The 16,500-nt window shown below is 49.5% G+C and carries 17 protein-coding genes, 1 tRNA gene and 3 rRNA genes; 8 read left to right on the top strand and 13 right to left on the bottom strand.

Features of this window, described 5'->3' with window-relative positions; all coding sequences use genetic code 11:
- The first annotated feature begins 95 nt into the window (after positions 1-95).
- The 5 genes from ATL39_RS13905 to ATL39_RS13925 all read left to right on the top strand — a co-directional run bounded on the left by ATL39_RS13905 (position 96) and on the right by ATL39_RS13925 (position 5,586).
- A complete protein-coding gene (locus ATL39_RS13905; protein WP_120193954.1) occupies positions 96-1,697 on the top strand; it encodes an ATP-binding protein in 1,602 nt (533 codons plus the stop codon).
- Positions 1,694-2,395: a response regulator gene (locus ATL39_RS13910; RefSeq protein ID WP_120193955.1), complete on the top strand. Its 702-nt coding sequence runs from the start codon at positions 1,694-1,696 to the stop codon at positions 2,393-2,395. Before ATL39_RS13905 ends, ATL39_RS13910 begins: the two co-directional genes overlap by 4 nt.
- A 127-nt stretch (positions 2,396-2,522) precedes the next feature.
- A complete protein-coding gene (locus ATL39_RS13915; protein ID WP_425453013.1) occupies positions 2,523-3,536 on the top strand; it encodes a tripartite tricarboxylate transporter substrate binding protein in 1,014 nt (337 codons plus the stop codon).
- A gap of 76 nt (positions 3,537-3,612) precedes the next feature.
- Positions 3,613-4,071, top strand: coding sequence for a tripartite tricarboxylate transporter TctB family protein (locus tag ATL39_RS13920; protein WP_120193956.1), 459 nt, complete (start codon positions 3,613-3,615; stop codon positions 4,069-4,071).
- A gap of 15 nt (positions 4,072-4,086) precedes the next feature.
- Positions 4,087-5,586 carry a tripartite tricarboxylate transporter permease gene (locus ATL39_RS13925; protein WP_120193957.1) on the top strand — a complete coding sequence of 500 codons (1,500 nt, stop codon included), beginning with the start codon at positions 4,087-4,089 and terminating at the stop codon, positions 5,584-5,586.
- Positions 5,587-5,605: 19 nt separating this feature from the next.
- Here the strand turns inward: ATL39_RS13925 and tsaD are convergent, their stop codons facing one another.
- From tsaD to rrf (ATL39_RS13960), 7 genes are all read right to left on the bottom strand, one after another.
- Positions 5,606-6,619 carry a tRNA (adenosine(37)-N6)-threonylcarbamoyltransferase complex transferase subunit TsaD gene (gene tsaD / locus ATL39_RS13930; protein WP_211326997.1) on the bottom strand — a complete coding sequence of 338 codons (1,014 nt, stop codon included), beginning with the start codon at positions 6,617-6,619 and terminating at the stop codon, positions 5,606-5,608.
- Positions 6,616-7,086: a ribosomal protein S18-alanine N-acetyltransferase gene (gene rimI, locus ATL39_RS13935; RefSeq protein ID WP_211326995.1), complete on the bottom strand. Its 471-nt coding sequence runs from the start codon at positions 7,084-7,086 to the stop codon at positions 6,616-6,618. The genes tsaD and rimI overlap by 4 nt, the downstream gene beginning before the upstream one ends.
- Positions 7,083-7,787 (bottom strand): tRNA (adenosine(37)-N6)-threonylcarbamoyltransferase complex dimerization subunit type 1 TsaB, encoded by a 705-nt coding sequence (gene tsaB / locus ATL39_RS13940; protein WP_120193958.1) that lies wholly within the window; start codon positions 7,785-7,787, stop codon positions 7,083-7,085. The genes rimI and tsaB overlap by 4 nt, the downstream gene beginning before the upstream one ends.
- Positions 7,784-8,245, bottom strand: a complete 462-nt coding sequence (gene tsaE, locus ATL39_RS13945; protein ID WP_120193959.1) for a tRNA (adenosine(37)-N6)-threonylcarbamoyltransferase complex ATPase subunit type 1 TsaE — start codon at positions 8,243-8,245, stop codon at positions 7,784-7,786. The genes tsaB and tsaE overlap by 4 nt, the downstream gene beginning before the upstream one ends.
- Positions 8,246-8,247: 2 nt before the next feature.
- Positions 8,248-9,252, bottom strand: coding sequence for a thiamine-phosphate kinase (gene thiL / locus ATL39_RS13950; protein WP_120193960.1), 1,005 nt, complete (start codon positions 9,250-9,252; stop codon positions 8,248-8,250).
- 136 nt (positions 9,253-9,388) lie between these two features.
- Positions 9,389-9,465 (bottom strand) — tRNA-Met (locus tag ATL39_RS13955).
- Positions 9,466-9,484: 19 nt separating this feature from the next.
- Positions 9,485-9,601 (bottom strand): 5S ribosomal RNA (gene rrf / locus ATL39_RS13960).
- A 197-nt stretch (positions 9,602-9,798) separates the two neighbouring features.
- On the opposite strand from rrf (ATL39_RS13960), the gene ATL39_RS17470 reads away from it, so the two are divergent.
- Entirely contained in the window at positions 9,799-9,942 is a 144-nt protein-coding gene (locus ATL39_RS17470; protein ID WP_170146938.1) for a hypothetical protein, read from the top strand.
- Positions 9,943-9,991: 49 nt separating this feature from the next.
- Here the strand turns inward: ATL39_RS17470 and ATL39_RS13965 are convergent, their stop codons facing one another.
- Positions 9,992-11,098, bottom strand: coding sequence for an alanine racemase (locus tag ATL39_RS13965; RefSeq protein ID WP_120193961.1), 1,107 nt, complete (start codon positions 11,096-11,098; stop codon positions 9,992-9,994).
- A 222-nt stretch (positions 11,099-11,320) separates the two neighbouring features.
- Between ATL39_RS13965 and ATL39_RS13970 the strand changes: the two genes are divergently transcribed.
- Together ATL39_RS13970 and ATL39_RS13975 are read left to right on the top strand one after the other, a co-directional pair.
- A complete protein-coding gene (locus ATL39_RS13970) occupies positions 11,321-11,974 on the top strand; it encodes a helix-turn-helix transcriptional regulator (protein WP_120193962.1) in 654 nt (217 codons plus the stop codon).
- Between the two features lie 14 nt (positions 11,975-11,988).
- Positions 11,989-13,092: a threonine synthase gene (locus ATL39_RS13975; RefSeq protein ID WP_120193963.1), complete on the top strand. Its 1,104-nt coding sequence runs from the start codon at positions 11,989-11,991 to the stop codon at positions 13,090-13,092.
- 53 nt (positions 13,093-13,145) lie between these two features.
- On the opposite strand, the gene ATL39_RS13980 is transcribed toward ATL39_RS13975, so the two are convergent.
- The 5 genes from ATL39_RS13980 to ATL39_RS14000 all read right to left on the bottom strand — a co-directional run.
- Positions 13,146-14,291: a trans-sulfuration enzyme family protein gene (locus tag ATL39_RS13980; RefSeq protein ID WP_120193964.1), complete on the bottom strand. Its 1,146-nt coding sequence runs from the start codon at positions 14,289-14,291 to the stop codon at positions 13,146-13,148.
- A gap of 24 nt (positions 14,292-14,315) precedes the next feature.
- Positions 14,316-15,272, bottom strand: coding sequence for a 5-oxoprolinase subunit C family protein (locus ATL39_RS13985; RefSeq protein ID WP_120193965.1), 957 nt, complete (start codon positions 15,270-15,272; stop codon positions 14,316-14,318).
- Positions 15,273-15,299: 27 nt separating this feature from the next.
- Positions 15,300-16,031, bottom strand: a complete 732-nt coding sequence (gene pxpB, locus ATL39_RS13990; RefSeq protein ID WP_120193966.1) for a 5-oxoprolinase subunit PxpB — start codon at positions 16,029-16,031, stop codon at positions 15,300-15,302.
- 134 nt (positions 16,032-16,165) lie between these two features.
- Positions 16,166-16,282: ribosomal RNA gene (gene rrf / locus ATL39_RS13995) — 5S ribosomal RNA — on the bottom strand.
- A gap of 62 nt (positions 16,283-16,344) precedes the next feature.
- A 23S ribosomal RNA gene (locus ATL39_RS14000) occupies positions 16,345-16,500 on the bottom strand; the annotation flags it as partial.

A 16,500-nucleotide genomic window follows, 5' to 3' on the forward strand; every position in this document is an offset into this window, starting at 1 on the left:
AACAGGAGCTCCTTCTTTTTCCAGGTCCGCTTGACGTTATCCCCATTTCCCCGTATTCTTAAGAAAATGTAAGCGATTCATAAGGGGAAGTTGCTGTGAAAATAACTATTCGGACGAAAATCATTTTCCTCGTCTCCGGCATTATTGCGTTTGTGACGATTCTTTTGTCCGGCAGTTATGCCTTTATGGAGATGAATGATATTGAAAGCACGCTCGGTGATAAAGCACTCAGTACAGCCACATATGTAGCAGCATCCCCCGTTGTGCGGGATGCTTTTTCTGCAGAAGAGCCTTCCGAGGTGCTGCAGCCCTACGCTGAACGTATCCGCAGGCAGTCCGGTGCGGAATTCGTAGTGATCGGCAACACCGATGGAATCCGCTACGCTCATCCGGATCCCTGGCAGATCGGGGAAAGCATGGTCGGAGGCGATAATGACCGGGCACTCCTCGAGGGAGAAGCGTACATATCAAAAGCAACCGGGACGCGCGGCCCCTCCCTCCGAGGCAAAACACCGGTCCGGGATCAAAACGGCGATATTGTCGGCATCGTCTCGGTCGGCTTCCTGATTGAGGATCTGCAGGCGGCAGTCTTCCGGCGCGTGGCCCTTTTAACCGGCATTGCCCTGCTCGCTGTAGCCTGCGGGGTTATCGGCAGCATTCTGCTTTCCAGAAGTATTAAAAAGGACATGTACGGGCTCGAGCCCTATCAAATTGCCAACATGTATTCCGAGCGCGACGGCATCCTGAAGGCTATCCGCGAAGGCATTATCGCCATTGACACCGAGGGCCGCATTACGCTGATGAACCAGTCGGCTGCCGCTATGCTCGGCGTGCAGGGCAAAGTAGAAGGGCGGCATATAAAAGAGGTTCTCCCCTCTTCGAGCATGGACCGGGTGCTCGAAAGCCGGGAACCGGAATATAATCAGGAGCTTCAGCTTGAAGATACCACTCTGATCGTAAACCGGGAGCCTATTTTCAAAAAAGGAGAGATCGCCGGCGTGGTCTCAAGCTTCCGCGACAAAACGGAAATGATGCAGATGGCCAACACGCTCTCGGATATTCAGCGCTACTCGGACGACCTGCGCTCCCAGAACCATGAATTCATGAACAAGCTTTACGCTCTCTCGGGCTACCTGCATCTTGGCAGAAACCGGGAAGCGCTGCAGATGATTGATGAGGAAACCAACCTGCAGAAGCAGCAGGCCTCTGTCGTATTCGGGCAGATTCTCGATCCAACCATCCAGGCTATTTTATCCGGAAAAAGCAGCCGCGCCTCCGAAATGAAGGTCGCCTTCCGGGTCGAGGCCGACAGCCAGCTCGACGTGCTCCCCTCTTCTATCGGCAAAGTGCAGATGGTGTCCGTGCTCGGCAATCTGATCGACAATGCACTGGAAGCAGCCGGTCAGCACAGCACAAAGCCGGAAGTTCACTTTTTCGTTACCGATATTGCCGATGATATTGTATTTGAAATCAGCGATAACGGCCCCGGCCTCGCTGATTCGTTTGAAACGCTTCTGCAAAAAGGTGTCTCAACAAAGTCCGGGACCGGCAAACGCGGCTACGGCCTGTCGGTGATTCAGCATACGGTCCACGAACTTCACGGCATGCTTGAGTATACGTCCGATGAAGAAGGTACCATTTTTTCCGTTTATATTCCGAAACATCCGCATCTCGAGAAAAAGGAGGATATCTCATGATCAGAACCGCGATTGCCGAAGATGATTTCCGCATCGCCCAGATCCATCAGGAAATCGTTGATGGTCTCGAAGGCTTTGAATGCACGGCTAAAGCTGCCAGCGCCGCTGAGCTGCTTGAACTGCTCCGCACGCATCCTATTAAGCTTCTGCTGCTTGACGTATATATGCCGGACAGCATGGGAGTGGATCTGCTTCACACGATCCGCGGGGAATACCCGGAGGTAGACGTGATTATTGTTTCCGCGTCCACCAACGCTGAACATATTAAAAAATCGTTCCGCTACGGCGTGTTTGACTATATTATTAAACCCGGTTCGCTCGACCGCCTCAAGGAAACGCTGCAGAAATACGAAGTGTTTCATCAAAGCGTATCCACGGTTCCTGATATGTCGCAGGAAGACATTGATGAATGGTACAGCGGCACAGTACCGGTGCAGACAGATTCCCCTTCTCCGGCTTACATATATGGAGAGGAGCCTCTGCCAAAAGGCATTGACGCGCTGACGCTCCGCACCGTGCAGGAGCGCCTTCAGGATATGCCGGAAGGAACGACCGCCGAAGAAATGGGACGTCACCTCGGTGCTTCCCGTACGACGGCCAGACGGTATCTCGAATTTTTAATCTCTGTTGATAAAGGCGAGGCGAAGCCTATTTACGGCATTGTCGGCCGCCCGGAGCGCCGGTATTTCAGCCGGTAGCTCTTTTTTTGTGCACAAAATGAACAAAACCCCTGCTTTTGTTTTTAATAGAACTTATTTTGTAAACGGTTACATTTGTAATCGTTTTCTTTATGCTTGGACTATTCAATCAAAGGGGGTCATTATTTTGAAATATATCAAATTAGCAGCTTTTGGACTTATCTCCGCGGTTACGTTATCTGCCTGTGGATCCGGCAGCGAAGAATCATCCGGTGAAGGCGGCGGCGACTGGGAGCCGGAACAGTCTATTGAAATGGTCGCTCCGTCAGGCGCAGGCGGCGGCTGGGACACTACCGCACGGATGGCCGCAGAAGGCTTTGAAACAGAAGGAATTCTGGACGAGGGCATGGGTGTCGTAAACAAAGAAGGCGGCGGCGGTTCGGTCGGCTGGTCCTACATACAAGGAAAAAGCGGGAATCCGCATCATCTGTTCGTTGCGTCTCCTCCCCTGCTTCTAATTCCACTTAACGGCCAGTCCGATGTCGGCTACGAAGACTTTACGCCGCTTGCAAACATGATTTCCGACTACGGCGCGTTCGCGGTGCGCGATGATGCCGAATGGGAAGACCTGAATGAACTATTTGAAGACATGAAAGACGATCCGGAAGGCATTACCGTGATCGGTGAGTCCTCCCCGGGCAGCATGGACCACATGCAGTTTGTCAAAATTGCCGCCGCTGCAGGCGTTGATCCTAAATCCGTCAAGTACGTATCGGCTCAGGACGGCAGCACCATGACCAACCTGTTAAACGGAAACGCTGACGTATATTCCACCGGCGTGACAGAAACGATCGAACAGGTACGAGCCGGCGAAATCCGTGTGCTCGGTATTACAGCTGAAGAACGGATGAGCGGAGACGTCATTGAAGACTTCCCGACAGCCGTTGAACAGGGAATCGATGCAACCTTCGTCAATTGGAGAGGATTCTTCGGACCGCCTGATATGACTGAAGCCCAGGTGGCATTTTACGAAGAAAAATTCCAGGAGCTTAATGATTCCGAGTTCTGGGCGGACACCCGCGAGAAATACGGCTGGGAAGAAGCGTACATGAACAGTGAAGAATACAGTGACTTTCTCGAAGAAGAGAGTGCGTCCATGCAGGAACTGCTTGATGATGTTGGCCTTTACAATCAGGAATAAATAAAGCACAGGCAGAAAAGGTGTCCTGCTGAGAGAGCCGGCACCTTTTCTTTTCTATACGAAAGGAGAGCACTTCATGTTAAAAGCACCGCACCGGAAAGTCAGTCTCGTTCTTATGGCAATTGCCGCCTTTTATTTATACTTAGCATTTCAGCTTCCAAGCTTCATGAATTCGATTATTGATTCCGATACGCTTCCTAAAGTACTTGGCGTTCTGCTTATTGTCCTCAGCCTGATTTTGTTTTTCATGCCGGACAATGAAACACCGGAGCAGAAAGAAAAGCGCAACATTCCAAAAAGTGATGCATTTATGCTGATCGGCACGTTTTTATTAATACTCGTTTATATCTTTTTTCTGGAAATACTCGGATTTATTCTCGTTTCTATGTTGTTTATATTTATATGCAGTCTGTTTCTCGGATACAAAAAGCACGTCACCAACGCGATTGTGGCCGTTTTGTTTCCCGTTTCGCTTTATCTTATCTTTACACAACTATTGGGTATTTCCCTTCCTTCCGGGATTCTGCCTATTTAGAAAGGAGCATGCAGCATGGGTAATTTCGACGGTATATTAAGCGGGCTCCAGCTCGCTCTTAGTATAGAGGGTATTTTGTTTGTTCTTCTCGGCGTTATGGCCGGAACCTTTATCGGCATGATGCCGGGTCTCGGCCCTATCAGCGCCATCGCCATCATGATTCCATTAACGTACAGCATGGATCCAACCATTGCGCTCGTTCTGATGGCAGGCGTTTATTACGGAGCCGTCTTCGGCGGATCGACTTCTTCTATTCTGCTGAACGCACCCGGCATTGCCGGTACGGTAGCTACTTCCTTTGACGGCTACCCCATGGCTCAGAAAGGCCAGGCCGGTAAAGCTCTGGCCATTGCCGCCATTGCTTCTTTTACCGGTGGAACCGTCAGTGTTGTTTTATTAATGCTTTTCGCTCCGCTTCTTTCCAGCGTGGCGATCGTATTTGGCCCGCCCGAGTACTTTGCCTTAATGATTCTCGGTCTTACCGCCATTTCCAGCCTTTCAGACGGTTCTACAGTAAAAGCACTGATTGCTGCTGTTGTCGGCATTATGGCCGTGACGATCGGCATTGACAGCCAGACAGGAACCGCCCGCTTTACGTTCAACAACCCGAACCTGCTGGAAGGCATCGACTTTCTCGTTGTGGCGCTCGGCCTGTTCGCCCTGGCAGAAATCTGCAACCTGATTATTAACCGCAAGGATAAAATAAAAGGCAATGAAAATATCGGCAGCCTTAAATTGTCCAAAAGCGATTACAAAGAAATGGCCGGCCCGATGACGCGGCAGTCTTTTCTCGGATTTATTCTCGGCGTGCTTCCCGGCGCCGGCGCCACGATCGCTTCTTTTATCGGCTATATTACGGAAAAGAAAATCGCTAAAAATCCGGAGGAATGGGGCAAAGGTGCGGTTAAAGGCATCGCCGCTCCGGAAACGGCAAACAACGCGGCAACAAGCGGTGCGTTCGTTCCGCTGCTCAGCCTCGGTATTCCCGGCTCCGGAACGACCGCTGTGCTTCTAGGCGCCCTGCTTGTTCTCGACGTTCAGCCCGGCCCGCTTTTAATCACCGACCGGCCGGAATTGTTCTGGGGCGTTATCATTAGTATGTATGTCGGAAACATCTTTCTACTCGTCCTGAACCTTCCGCTTATTCCCTATATTGCGAAAGTGCTTGCCATTCCAAGACCGCTTTTAATTTCGCTTGTGATTATGTTCAGCATGATCGGCGTGTACTCGATCAGCTTTAACACATTTGACCTTTACATGCTGCTTGCATTCGGTGTGCTCGGGTATTTCATGAGACTGTTCTCTTTCCCGGCCGCTCCGCTGATTCTCGCCTTTATTCTCGGCGGCATGATGGAAAATTCCTTCCGTCAGTCTATGACCATAGCAAACAACGATTTATCCATCTTTTTCACACGCCCGATCGCAGTCAGCCTTCTCGGCGTTGCACTTCTCGCTTTTGTCGTGCCGCTCTGGCAGGCTGTGCGAAGCCGCAGAAAATCAAAAATGTCTTCTTAACAAAAAAAGCCCGGCCCGCTTATGTTAAAGCGAGGCCGGGTTTTCCGTTCAGATCCCAGTCGGCAAGGTTCTGTTTGTTCCATTCAATATAGGCAGCTGCTCCGATCATCGCAGCATTATCGGTACAGAGCTCAATCGGTGGAATCGTCCAGTCGATACCTGTACCTATGAAAGCATCTTTCAATGCCGCACGCAGGCCTCTATTTGCCGCTACTCCGCCGGCTGCAATCACCTGCTGCACGTCATAGGCAAGCGCCGCCCGTTTTGTTTTTTCCACAAGCACTTCGACCACGCTGTGCTGAAAGCTTGCCGCAACGTCTTCAGCTTTAAACGGCTCACCGCGCTGCTCTGCATTATGCTTGGTGTTAATAACCGATGACTTCAGCCCGCTGAAGCTGAAATCATACGAACCCGGCTCCAGCCAGGCAATTGGCAGCTTCACAGTTGGTTCTCCTGTGGCAGCAAGGCGCTCCAGATGCGGGCCGCCCGGATAGGGAAGGCCTAATGTGCGCGCCACTTTGTCGTAGGCTTCGCCTGCGGCATCATCCCGTGTTTCCCCGATCACTTCCATGTGGCCGGGCTCTTTCATATAGACAAGCTCCGTATGGCCTCCAGAGACAACGAGTGCCATCGCCGGATAGAGTATCGGCTTGACCAGCTCCGCCGCCTGAATATGACCGGCAATATGATGAACCGGGATTAACGGCAGGCCGTGGGCGAATGCTACGGCTTTGGCCGCACTGATGCCGACGAGAAGGGCCCCAACAAGCCCCGGGCCTTCCGTTACGGCGATCGCCGTCAACTTGGAAAAAGGAAGCTCTGCCTCCAGCATCGCCTGCTCCATTACCTGCGTAATGATTTCTGTATGGTGGCGGGAGGCAATTTCAGGAACGACGCCGCCAAACCGTTTATGGCTGTCCATCTGCGAGGCAACGACGCTGGAAATAATTTCGCTGCCGTTTTTTACGACCGAGGCTGCTGTTTCATCGCAGCTCGTTTCAATAGCCAGGATGATCACATCTTCTTTTATCATTGCCAGTACCGCTCCTTCAGGTTCACCCACATCACCAGCGCATCCTCCTGGTTGTCGGTGTAGTAGTTTTTGCGGATGCCGCCCGCTTCAAATCCATATTTTCTGTACAGGTTCTGGGCAAGGTGGTTGCTTGTCCGGACTTCAAGCGTCATCGTAAGGGCGCCGTAGGTCAAAGACAGCTCCAGCACATGCCGGAGAAGTGCGTCACCTATGCCAAGGCCTCTTTTGGACTGATGAACCGCTATATTGGTAATATGAGCTTCGTCCATAATAATCCAGACACCGCAGTATCCGACTATCTCTCCTTCGTATTCAGCCACCAGGTAATAGGCAAACTGATTGAGCAGCACTTCATTTTCAAACGCTTCTTTCGTCCACGGCACAGAAAAAGCATCTACTTCGACTTTGTACACGCCGTCCACGTCTTCTGCCGTCATGAGGCGGACCGTTGTCTGTTTGTCTATCATGGCCGGCTGCCGCCCCCTGCCTCCAGCCATTTTTTCTCCGCTTCCGCCAGCTGGGCATATTCCGGGACAAGCTCATGGGCATGCACCGCCAGATCTTCATGCTGCTCTGCAATTGCGGCCAGGGAGGACGCCCGTGGTACCGACTGCTCCGCTGAAGCAAATTGGACGTCCGGACAGTCCGCCATAATCCGTTCTTTATGTTTGTCTGCTTCTTCTCCTATTAAAAGAACAGGACCCTCAAGCGTCTGCAGTTTCTCTATCCAGGCCGGCACATCCAGGACGCCGTCAGCTTCCATGCGCCGGCAGATACCGTTTTCAGCATAATAAATGCCGGTGTAGACATGATCCCGTCTTGCATCAATGAACGGAACAATCCAGCCGCTGAAAAGCTTTGCCTGTTCGGCGAGCAGATGCAGGCTGGAAATCCCGTAGACGGGAATCTGGAGGGACCAGGCCAGCGTTTTGGCAGTCGTTACCGAAATCCGCACTCCGGTATAGGACCCGGGCCCTTTTGCCGCGGCAATTGCATCCAGATCCCCGGCCTTGACTCCGGTTTCCTTTAAAAGGGAATCGATAGCCGGCATCAGACGCTGGGAATGAGTCTGCTTTAAAAAGGTAGTATATTCTCCAACTGTTCTTCCGTTAACCGAAACGGCCGCACTCATGGTTGATGTGGTTGTCGTAAAAGACAATATATTCATTCTGCCTTACGCTCCTCTATCCAATTCAGCCAGCTTCCGCTGTCCGCTGAAAAATGTATAATACGTTTGTCATCCCCGGCGTATTCAATCTTGATCTGCAGACGGTCCGGCGCATCAAGCCAGCTTTCAATACGTTCCGGCCATTCAATCAGCGTAACTCCGTCTCCTTCAATATACTCTTCCAGACCCAGCTCTTCACTTTCCTCTTCCAGCCGGTACACGTCCATATGATAAAAAGGAAAGCGGCCTTTGTATTCTTTCATAATCGTATAGGTCGGGCTGTTTACGTTTCCCGTCACGCCTAAACCATGCGCCAGTCCTTTAGCAAAGTGGGTTTTTCCGGTGCCTAAATCACCGGACAGTGTGATCACATCACCCGCCCGGGCCAGACGGCCGATTTCCTGCGCCTGTTTCATCGTATCTTCGGCAGATACTGTTGTTATGTGAAAGGCTGCCATCGTTATCCCTGCCCTTCTTTTCCACTGAAATGATTATAGCCTTTTTTCTCGAGTGCTTCTGTATCTCCTTGATTATGAAGCCACACGCCGGCCGTTCCCGCCTCGACGCGGCCGATATTCGTCACATTGATTCCCGCGGCTTCCGAGAGCCGTTGAAACTTCTCCCAGCTCCCGGCTTCAACTGTACCGAGCAGCTCGAAGTCTTCTCCGCCGTAGAGCATCCACTCCCAGTACTCCGCCGGATCATAGCCGGCAAATTCGTCCGGAACGGGGACCAGCTCCTGCTCGAGATGCATCTGAACGCCGCTTGCTTCTGCTATTTCAAAGCTTTCGCTGGCCAGGCCGTCGCTGATATCATTCAGCGCGATTCTTGCACTTAACGAAGCCGCAAGCCGTCCGGTTTTCACCTGCGGTTCGGGACGCTGGTGGTAGGAAAGCAGTGTCTGTTCTATGGAAGAAAAAGACGCATGCCTGCCTTTTTCCAGCAGAAGCTTCAAGCCGGAAGCAGAACGGCCGACAGGTCCTGTAAGGAAAATAACATCACCCGGCTCGGCGTTTCGGCGCAGCAACCTGCGTCCTGTTTCCACCCGTCCGATTACGGTAATCGACATCATCAGTTCGTGGGCGGAAGAAACCGTGTCGCCTCCGATCAGATCCATTTCAAACCGGTCGCCCAGCTCCGCCATGCCCTCATAAAGGCCGGAGAGCTCATCATCCTCCCAGTGCGGAGGAATCGCAATGGATACAATATAAAAGGAAGGCTCCGCTCCCATCGCTGCCAGATCGCTGATATTGGCCGCAAGTGCTTTATAGCCGATATCATAAGGCGCCATTGTCTCTTTTGTAAAATGAATGCCTTCAATCATCGTATCCACACAGACTACTTCATCAAAAAAAGAAGACGCCTTGTAAACCGCAGCGTCGTCTCCTATTCCTTCTTCAAGTCGTTTCTGGTGGGAATGGGCAGGCGTATGCTGTTGAATCCATTCAAATTCGTCTTTTGGCATGCTATCACCCATCTATTTTCTCGGTCTATTCGTTATGCTTTCAGTTTACCTTATTCTATAAAAAGCGCAAGAAAACGAGGATATTCTTCATTTTTTGCATAAAAAAAAGCCCTATCGGCTTGAGTTTAAAAATAATTGGTTGCGGGAGGAGGATTTGAACCTCCGACCTCCGGGTTATGAGCCCGACGAGCTACCAGACTGCTCTATCCCGCGATATGGTTAAAATCAAACAGCACGGCAGCGTCCTACTTTCACAGGGGGTCGCCCCCCAATTATCATTGGCGCTGAAAAGCTTAACTTCCGTGTTCGGCATGGGAACGGGTGGGGCCTTTTCGCTGTCGCCACCGTACTTATTTGTTTTGATGTGGTGTGTCTCTCAACGCCACGTATAATAATATACCACGTGATTATTTACTTCGCAACCCTTATTTCAAACTTTTTTCTATTTATTTGTTGTCAGAAATGTTACAATATTATAAATACTATTATCAATAATAAAAAAGCCCGCTGCTTTTTTGCTTAGGATGTGATAAAGGAGGGATTCTGATGAGTGCCGGCCGTACGTTGTCTGCCTTTCTGCTGGCTAATGTGATGCTGCTTCTGACATTTGTATTCCTGCCCGTGCTTTTGTTAACAGACAATATCAGTATCTTTCAGAACATGCTTAACTATATCAACAAATCATCATAAGGCTGCACCTAAAAGAGCTGTCCCAATGGGGCAGCTCTTTTTAGGTTTCTTACTGGAGTTTCCCCCTGCCTTCTACGAGCAGCTCTTCCTCTACTTCGTTGTTGGAAATCACGTAAGCTTTTTCGTATAAATTACATACCGGACAAATATGATTAGGAATAATTTCTATTTTGTCCCCTATACTTATGTTGTTACGAAACGAGGCGTTATTAATAATGGCATGCTCATCGAACACGCCGTCCACGTGAATACCGTTGAATGCTTTCAGGGTGCCGTATCCTTCTGTTTTTGTTAATCCCGCATTTCTGCTCTGAGCCGTCAGCCCTTTTGCCCCTACGTCGGTAATTACCCGCTCCTCTGTCGGTTTGCTGATCACGGTCGTGAGAACAGAAGCAGCACAGCGGTCGTAGCTGCCAATGACGTTTCCCTGCGAAACGTCCATAAAAATATAGGTGCCCGGCCTGATTTCCGTCACACCTGCAGGAACATCGAAATCAAACATAAACGGAGGCGTTGATCCTATGCTGACCGTCTCTGCTTTCATATCCATTTCCTCTGCCCATGCTGCATAGTCCAGCGTGCTTTTTACGCTTTCCCTATAAATCTTTCTGCACTCTTCTTTGGTTTCCGCTTTATACGAATGCCCGTCATGGGAAAATAATCCTTTAAACTCAATGTTGCTGCATTTCTTGAGTGCACGAAGCAGTTCAATAAACTGGGTTTTCGTTGTTACCCCCGAACGCTTCTCTCCTACTTCAATTTCGATCAGCACCTGTGCTTTTTTGGCAGCTCCTTCAAATACTTTTTCAATTTCAGTCACCTGGTACGTATTATCAATGCCAAATGAAATGTGTATCGTTTCTGCTAATGTTCTAATTCGATTCAATTTTGTTACGCCTACAATTTCATTGGCTATAAATATATTCTTTAATCCCCGTTCGGCCATCACTTCAGCCTCTCCTACCTTAGCTGCTGCTATACCTACTGCCCCTGCCTCTTCCTGCAGATGGGCCACCGCGGGCATCTTATGCGTTTTTGTGTGCGGGCGCAGGTCTACATTATTTTTATCAGCGTAAGCCTGCATAGACTGGAGATTATCCATCATAATGCTTTTGTCAACCAACAGCGCCGGTGTGTCAACATCGCGGATATACATGCTTTTTCCTCCTTACATAGATCAACGAATAGCTTTGCTTTCGCTGCTTGAATTTATATAAAAAATTCTATATAATTTCAATATACTCATATTATATAAAAAAATATTCAAAAGTCAAATGTTCGTCTAAAAGAAAATCCACTCATATCAGCAATTTAACATGTTACTCTTCTATTAATAATATATAAAAATTTATATAATTCAGCCGAAGGAGACAGCAGAATGACGAATGAAAACGAGCAGCACCTGAAAGGGTATATCCCTTTAGCTAAATCAACCGCCGCCATGTTTGGGACAGACTGCGAGGTGGTGCTTCATGATTTAACCAACCCGCAGGCTTCTGTTATTTTCACGGTAAATAATCATGTAACCGGCCGGGAAACAGGCCAGTCCTTTGACCATCTTGTAAAAACCGTGCTGCGCTCCAACGACTTTCACGAGGATTACCTGGCGGGATATACGTTTTACACGGAGGATCAACGTGCCATCCGCTCGTCTACCACTCTGATACGTAACCCGGACCAGAAAGTAATCGGAGCCTTTTGTATTAACTTTGATGTGCAGGCGCTCGAACAGCTGCAGCAGTGGACCAGCACTTTTCTTCCTGCTGCTGTAGAAATACCACCAGATAAAGAACCCTCCCCTGCCGAAATGGACAACGTAGAAGAAATTGTGGACGGACTTATCCAGCAGATTGTTAAAAATAAAGTGTATCCCGGAATGAAGCGTCAGGAAAAAATTGATTTGATTCAGTTCATGGAGGACAAAGGCATTTTTTCCATGAAGGGGTCTATTGATAAAGCTGCGGCTTTATTAAACGTATCCAAAGTAACGATTTACAGTTATTTAGACGAAATTAAAAGCCAGTCCAACTAAGGAGGAATCGGAACATGGAGGAATATATCTGCTACAGCTGCAAAAAAACACATGCCGTAGCGTCTCTGCTATGGAAATGCACATGCGGCGGCATGCTTGATCTGCATAAAAGCTCCCCAACTATTGATACAATAGCCTGGGACAAGTACCCCCACTCCTTATGGCGCTATGTCCAGACCATGCCGTTTGCCGAGGACTCCCGGACATGGGAAAGCGTAACGATGGGAGAAGGCCGGACCCCTTTAATTGCGCTCGATACCTCCGAGCCTGATACGTATGTGAAAGTCGATTACATGATGCCTACTTTGTCTTTTAAAGACCGCGGAGCCTCCGTTCTGATGACAAAGGCAAAAGAATTAGGCGTAACGAAAGTCATTGCGGACAGCAGCGGCAATGCCGGAACAGCAATCGCCGCTTATGCCGCGCGCTGTTCTATCGCCTGCGATGTGTATGTGAGCGATAAGACGTCACCAAAGAAAACTGCTCAAATACGAGCGCACGGGGCCGCCGTTAAGCAGATTCACGGAACAAGAGAAGAGATTGCTTCGGCTGCCCAGAAGGCAGTAGAGACAGAGAACGTCTTTTACGCCAGCCACGTGTACAATCCTTATTTCTTCGAAGGCACGAAAACGTACGCCTATGAAATTTATGAAGAATTCGGCGGGGCTCCTGATACATTGATTGTTCCAGTTGGCAACGGCACGCTTCTGCTCGGTGCCTATTACGGATTTAAAGAACTGCGGGAGAACGGGTTGATTGAAAAAATACCAAAGATTGCAGCCGTTCAGGCCGCCAACTGCGCGCCGCTTGTTTCCGCCGGCCGGCGCCGGGAAAAAACCGCGGCTCCTGTAGCCAATCAAGGAACGGCCGCTGAAGGGATTGCGATCGCCGCGCCGGCACGCGCAGAACAGATTTTAGAGGCCGTCGCAGATACGAATGGAACTTTTATAGCTGTAGAGGAAGAGGACATCCCGCGTGCAAGAGAAGCTCTCAGCAGGAAAGGCTTTTATGTCGAAATCACGTCCGCTGTGAATTACGCCGGATACCTTCAATATAAAAAATCACCGGAAGAAAAAGTAGTATTTCCGCTCTGCGGGGCCGGTATCAAATCCGGATGACCTTCGCATACCATAAAAAAAGAAGCTGCCGCAGACGGACAGCTTCTTTTTGATTATTTTTTTGCAGCTTCAAGTGCCTGGGAAAAGACCGAAATAATATCGCGGCTGTCTTCAATGCCGACAGAAATCCGTACGGTCTGTACGCTGATACCCAGAGCCGAACGGATATCTTCCGGAACGGTGCGGTGCGACGTGTTGACCGGATAGGAAACCGTTGTTTCCACACCGGCAAGCGATGGCATGATTTTAATCCACTGCAGCGAAGCAAAAAAGGTCTTGATGTCATAGGCGTCAGAAAGATTGACGCTCACCATCGCGCCGTTGCCATGCTCAGACAAACCTTCTGGATAAAAGACCTGCTCGGCGCTCCCGCTCTCCTGGAACCATTCGGCCAGGCGGGCGGCGTTATCGGACTGGCTCTGCATCCGCAGTCCGAGCGTTTTCAGGCCGCGGCACGCAAGCCAGCTTTCAAATGGGCTTAAGTTCGATCCCATAGAGATCATCCGCTTTTTTGCTTTTCCGATCAGTTCTTCTCCACCTATTAATACTCCGGCGCTCACGTCACTGTGGCCGCCGATATATTTGGTCGCGCTGTGTACAACAAGATCCGCACCAAGCGTATAGGGCTTCAGCAGATAAGGGGTCGGAAACGTATTATCAATCATGACGCGCATTCCGTCTCTTTCAGCTGCCATTGCGACCAGGCCTGCAATATCTTCCATGCGCAGAAGCGGATTGGTTACCGACTCGGCATAAAGCAGCACCGTATTGGGCTGAATCGCCTGCTTCACATTCTGCAGATCGCGGAAATCGATGATGCTGACTTCAATTCCCCATTCCTGAAGCTCGGTCTGAAAGAGTTGGTACGTTCCCCCGTACAGGTCAAGCGGCACGATCATATGCTCTCCTGGTTTTACCGCGGCGAGTACTCCCGCCAGAATAGCAGACATCCCGGAAGATGTGGCCAGGCCGGTCGGTGCTTCTTCAAGTTCAGCGGTACCATGTCCGAGATCGTCGGAGTTGGGGTTGCTGTAGCGCGTATAAAGGTGTTCTTTTTCCCCGGAAAAATACTGCTCCATATCATCGAGATCCTGAAATGTGAACGCAGACGTCTGATAGATCGGTTTTGCTTTACTTACGTTTTTTTCGCCGTCATTTTTTTGGAAGTGAACTGCTTTTGTATTAAAGTAGTTTGCCATAGTAATTTATCAGCCTTTCGCTTTTCATTGATTGTTCGATGCCAATTTAATGCTTTTAATAAAAGAGGTTTTCTTCTGCTTTACCTGATTCGCGTTTTCGAGGGAGACTTTTTTAAAACGGACCCTCTGTCCCGGATAAAGCTGGGCCGCTTTCGGCAGGTCTGCCGATATGACCGTGGCAATTCTTGTATAGCCTCCGGTTGTCTGCCGGTCCGCCATTAATATAATCGGCTGCCCCCCGGCGGGAACCTGTATCGTTCCAAAGGAAGAAGCTTCGGATAAAATATCAGCTGACTCGATATGAGAGAGCTTTTCACCCTCTAAGCGGCAGCCCATCCGGTCCGCGTCTTTTGTGACGGTATAGCCCTGCCGGTAAAATAATTCAATAGATTCGGGAGTAAAGGCACTGGTATCAGGCCCTTCAATCACCCGGAGTACCTGTTCATCGAGGTATACGGGCTGCCGTTTGCGGGAAATGCCTTTTCCATTCCGGCCTTTAGCACGATCCGCATGATAATACAGTACATCATTTTTAAAAAGAGAGCGGCCTTCGATACCACCGATTTTTGCTTTTAAATACGTAGAATAACTGTCAAGGAATCGTTCCCCGTCAAGTCCTCCCTCCACCGTTAAGTAGGCACGTGATCCATTATTATGTCCTTTGAATGACAGGACATCACCTTTGTATACGGTGAAACTTTTCCATTGCGGAACCGGACTTCCATTACAGGCCGCATGCAGGTCAGCTCCTGTTAAGGCAATCACAGCCTTTGCTTCAAACACGAGCTTGGGTCCCATAATCGTAATTTCCAAACCCGGGGTATCCTCTTCATTTCCGACAAGAAGGTTGCCGATCATTAAGGAATATACATCCATCGCTCCGGCTGGAGCTACACCGCGGTCCTGGTAGCCATAACGCCCAAGGTCCTGGATCGTTGTGAGAAGGCCTGGTTTTTCTACTCTGCATAATATGTCCGGCATGTTTTTTTCTCTCCCCCTCTCTTTACGTTAGACACGTTTTGTTTTGACACGAATCGTATAATTTTTTTGTTTGACCTGCTCTTTGATCGTTCTATATTCGGCGGCCGATATTTCATAAAAATTCAGAAAATCGCCGGCCTGCAGCAGAATAGGAGAGTCGGCTTCTTTATCAAATAAAGAAATCGGCGACCGTCCGATGATATTCCATCCGCCCGGACTGGTAATAGAATAAATGCCCGTCTGCTTATTGGCAATACCGACAGAACCTGCTTTCACAAGCGAACGCGGCGTCTCCAGCCTTGGCACAGCCAGACGCTCATCCATTCCTCCAAGATACGGAAAACCCGGTGTGAATCCCATCATGAAAATGCGGTAATCCGGTTTGGTATGCATGGCAATAAGCCGCTTACGGTTCAGTCCGGTATGCTGAATCACTTTTTCCATATCCGGAGCGTAGGGTTCTTCATAACAGACCGGTATATAATAAAGATGGGCCTGTTTAAAGGTGCCCGTTTCCGCTTTTTTCACATAGCCATCCAGATCAGGCAGAAGCTGATCGTACGTAGTCAGAGTGGAATCGTAATAGACAGTAACCGCGCCATAGGAAGGCACGGCTTCGATAACCCCGACAGGCGGATTCTCTTTCAGCTGCTTAATAAAAGACTGGATCAATACGTGCGTTTTCTCTGATATGGAAGTATCGAGAAGAATTCGTACACCTTGATCACCAATAGGAGAATACACAGGGGACAATGTCATAGAACCAGGCTCCTTTATGTAAAATGTAAACCGGCATCATCCAGCCGGCTGATTTAATAAAATGAAAGGTTTCTAAAGTATAACAAAAAAAGCATCTTCCCACATTATTGAAATGGGGAAAGATGCTTGCAGTAGCCCGGCAACGTCCTACTTTCACAGGGGGTCGCCCCCCAATTATCATCGGCGCACAAGAGCTTAACTTCCGTGTTCGGCATGGGAACGGGTGGGACCTCTTGGCCGTTGTCACCGGACAACATCGGGAACCGGTGGTTCCTTCAAAACTGGATAGCGACATCCGAAATGGAAAAAGTATTTGGATAAGTCCTCGATCGATTAGTATCTGTCAGCTGCATGCGTCGCCGCACGTCCACCTCAGACCTATCTACCTTGTCATCTCCAAGGGATCTTACTCACTTGCGTGATGGGAAATCTCATCTCGAGGGGGGCTTCATGCTTAGATGCTTTCAGC

This window comes from Sinobaca qinghaiensis (assembly GCF_003610495.1).
In the GTDB taxonomy this organism is placed as follows: Bacteria; Bacillota; Bacilli; order Bacillales; family Marinococcaceae; genus Sinobaca; species Sinobaca qinghaiensis.

Bases quoted from the DNA above. Each gene is read 5' to 3' on its own strand.
- ATL39_RS13910 (WP_120193955.1), top strand. From the start codon at position 1,694: ATGATCAGAACCGCGATTGCCGAAGATGATTTCCGCATCGCCCAGATC.
- ATL39_RS13920 (WP_120193956.1), top strand. From the start codon at position 3,613: ATGTTAAAAGCACCGCACCGGAAAGTCAGTCTCGTTCTTATGGCAATT.
- ATL39_RS13925 (WP_120193957.1), top strand. From the start codon at position 4,087: ATGGGTAATTTCGACGGTATATTAAGCGGGCTCCAGCTCGCTCTTAGT.
- tsaD (WP_211326997.1), bottom strand. From the start codon at position 6,619: ATGATAAAAGAAGATGTGATCATCCTGGCTATTGAAACGAGCTGCGAT.
- rimI (WP_211326995.1), bottom strand. From the start codon at position 7,086: ATGATAGACAAACAGACAACGGTCCGCCTCATGACGGCAGAAGACGTG.
- tsaB (WP_120193958.1), bottom strand. From the start codon at position 7,787: ATGAATATATTGTCTTTTACGACAACCACATCAACCATGAGTGCGGCC.
- tsaE (WP_120193959.1), bottom strand. From the start codon at position 8,245: ATGGCAGCCTTTCACATAACAACAGTATCTGCCGAAGATACGATGAAA.
- thiL (WP_120193960.1), bottom strand. From the start codon at position 9,252: ATGCCAAAAGACGAATTTGAATGGATTCAACAGCATACGCCTGCCCAT.
- ATL39_RS17470 (WP_170146938.1), top strand. From the start codon at position 9,799: ATGAGTGCCGGCCGTACGTTGTCTGCCTTTCTGCTGGCTAATGTGATG.
- ATL39_RS13965 (WP_120193961.1), bottom strand. From the start codon at position 11,098: ATGTATATCCGCGATGTTGACACACCGGCGCTGTTGGTTGACAAAAGC.
- ATL39_RS13970 (WP_120193962.1), top strand. From the start codon at position 11,321: ATGACGAATGAAAACGAGCAGCACCTGAAAGGGTATATCCCTTTAGCT.
- ATL39_RS13975 (WP_120193963.1), top strand. From the start codon at position 11,989: ATGGAGGAATATATCTGCTACAGCTGCAAAAAAACACATGCCGTAGCG.
- ATL39_RS13980 (WP_120193964.1), bottom strand. From the start codon at position 14,291: ATGGCAAACTACTTTAATACAAAAGCAGTTCACTTCCAAAAAAATGAC.
- ATL39_RS13985 (WP_120193965.1), bottom strand. From the start codon at position 15,272: ATGCCGGACATATTATGCAGAGTAGAAAAACCAGGCCTTCTCACAACG.
- pxpB (WP_120193966.1), bottom strand. From the start codon at position 16,031: ATGACATTGTCCCCTGTGTATTCTCCTATTGGTGATCAAGGTGTACGA.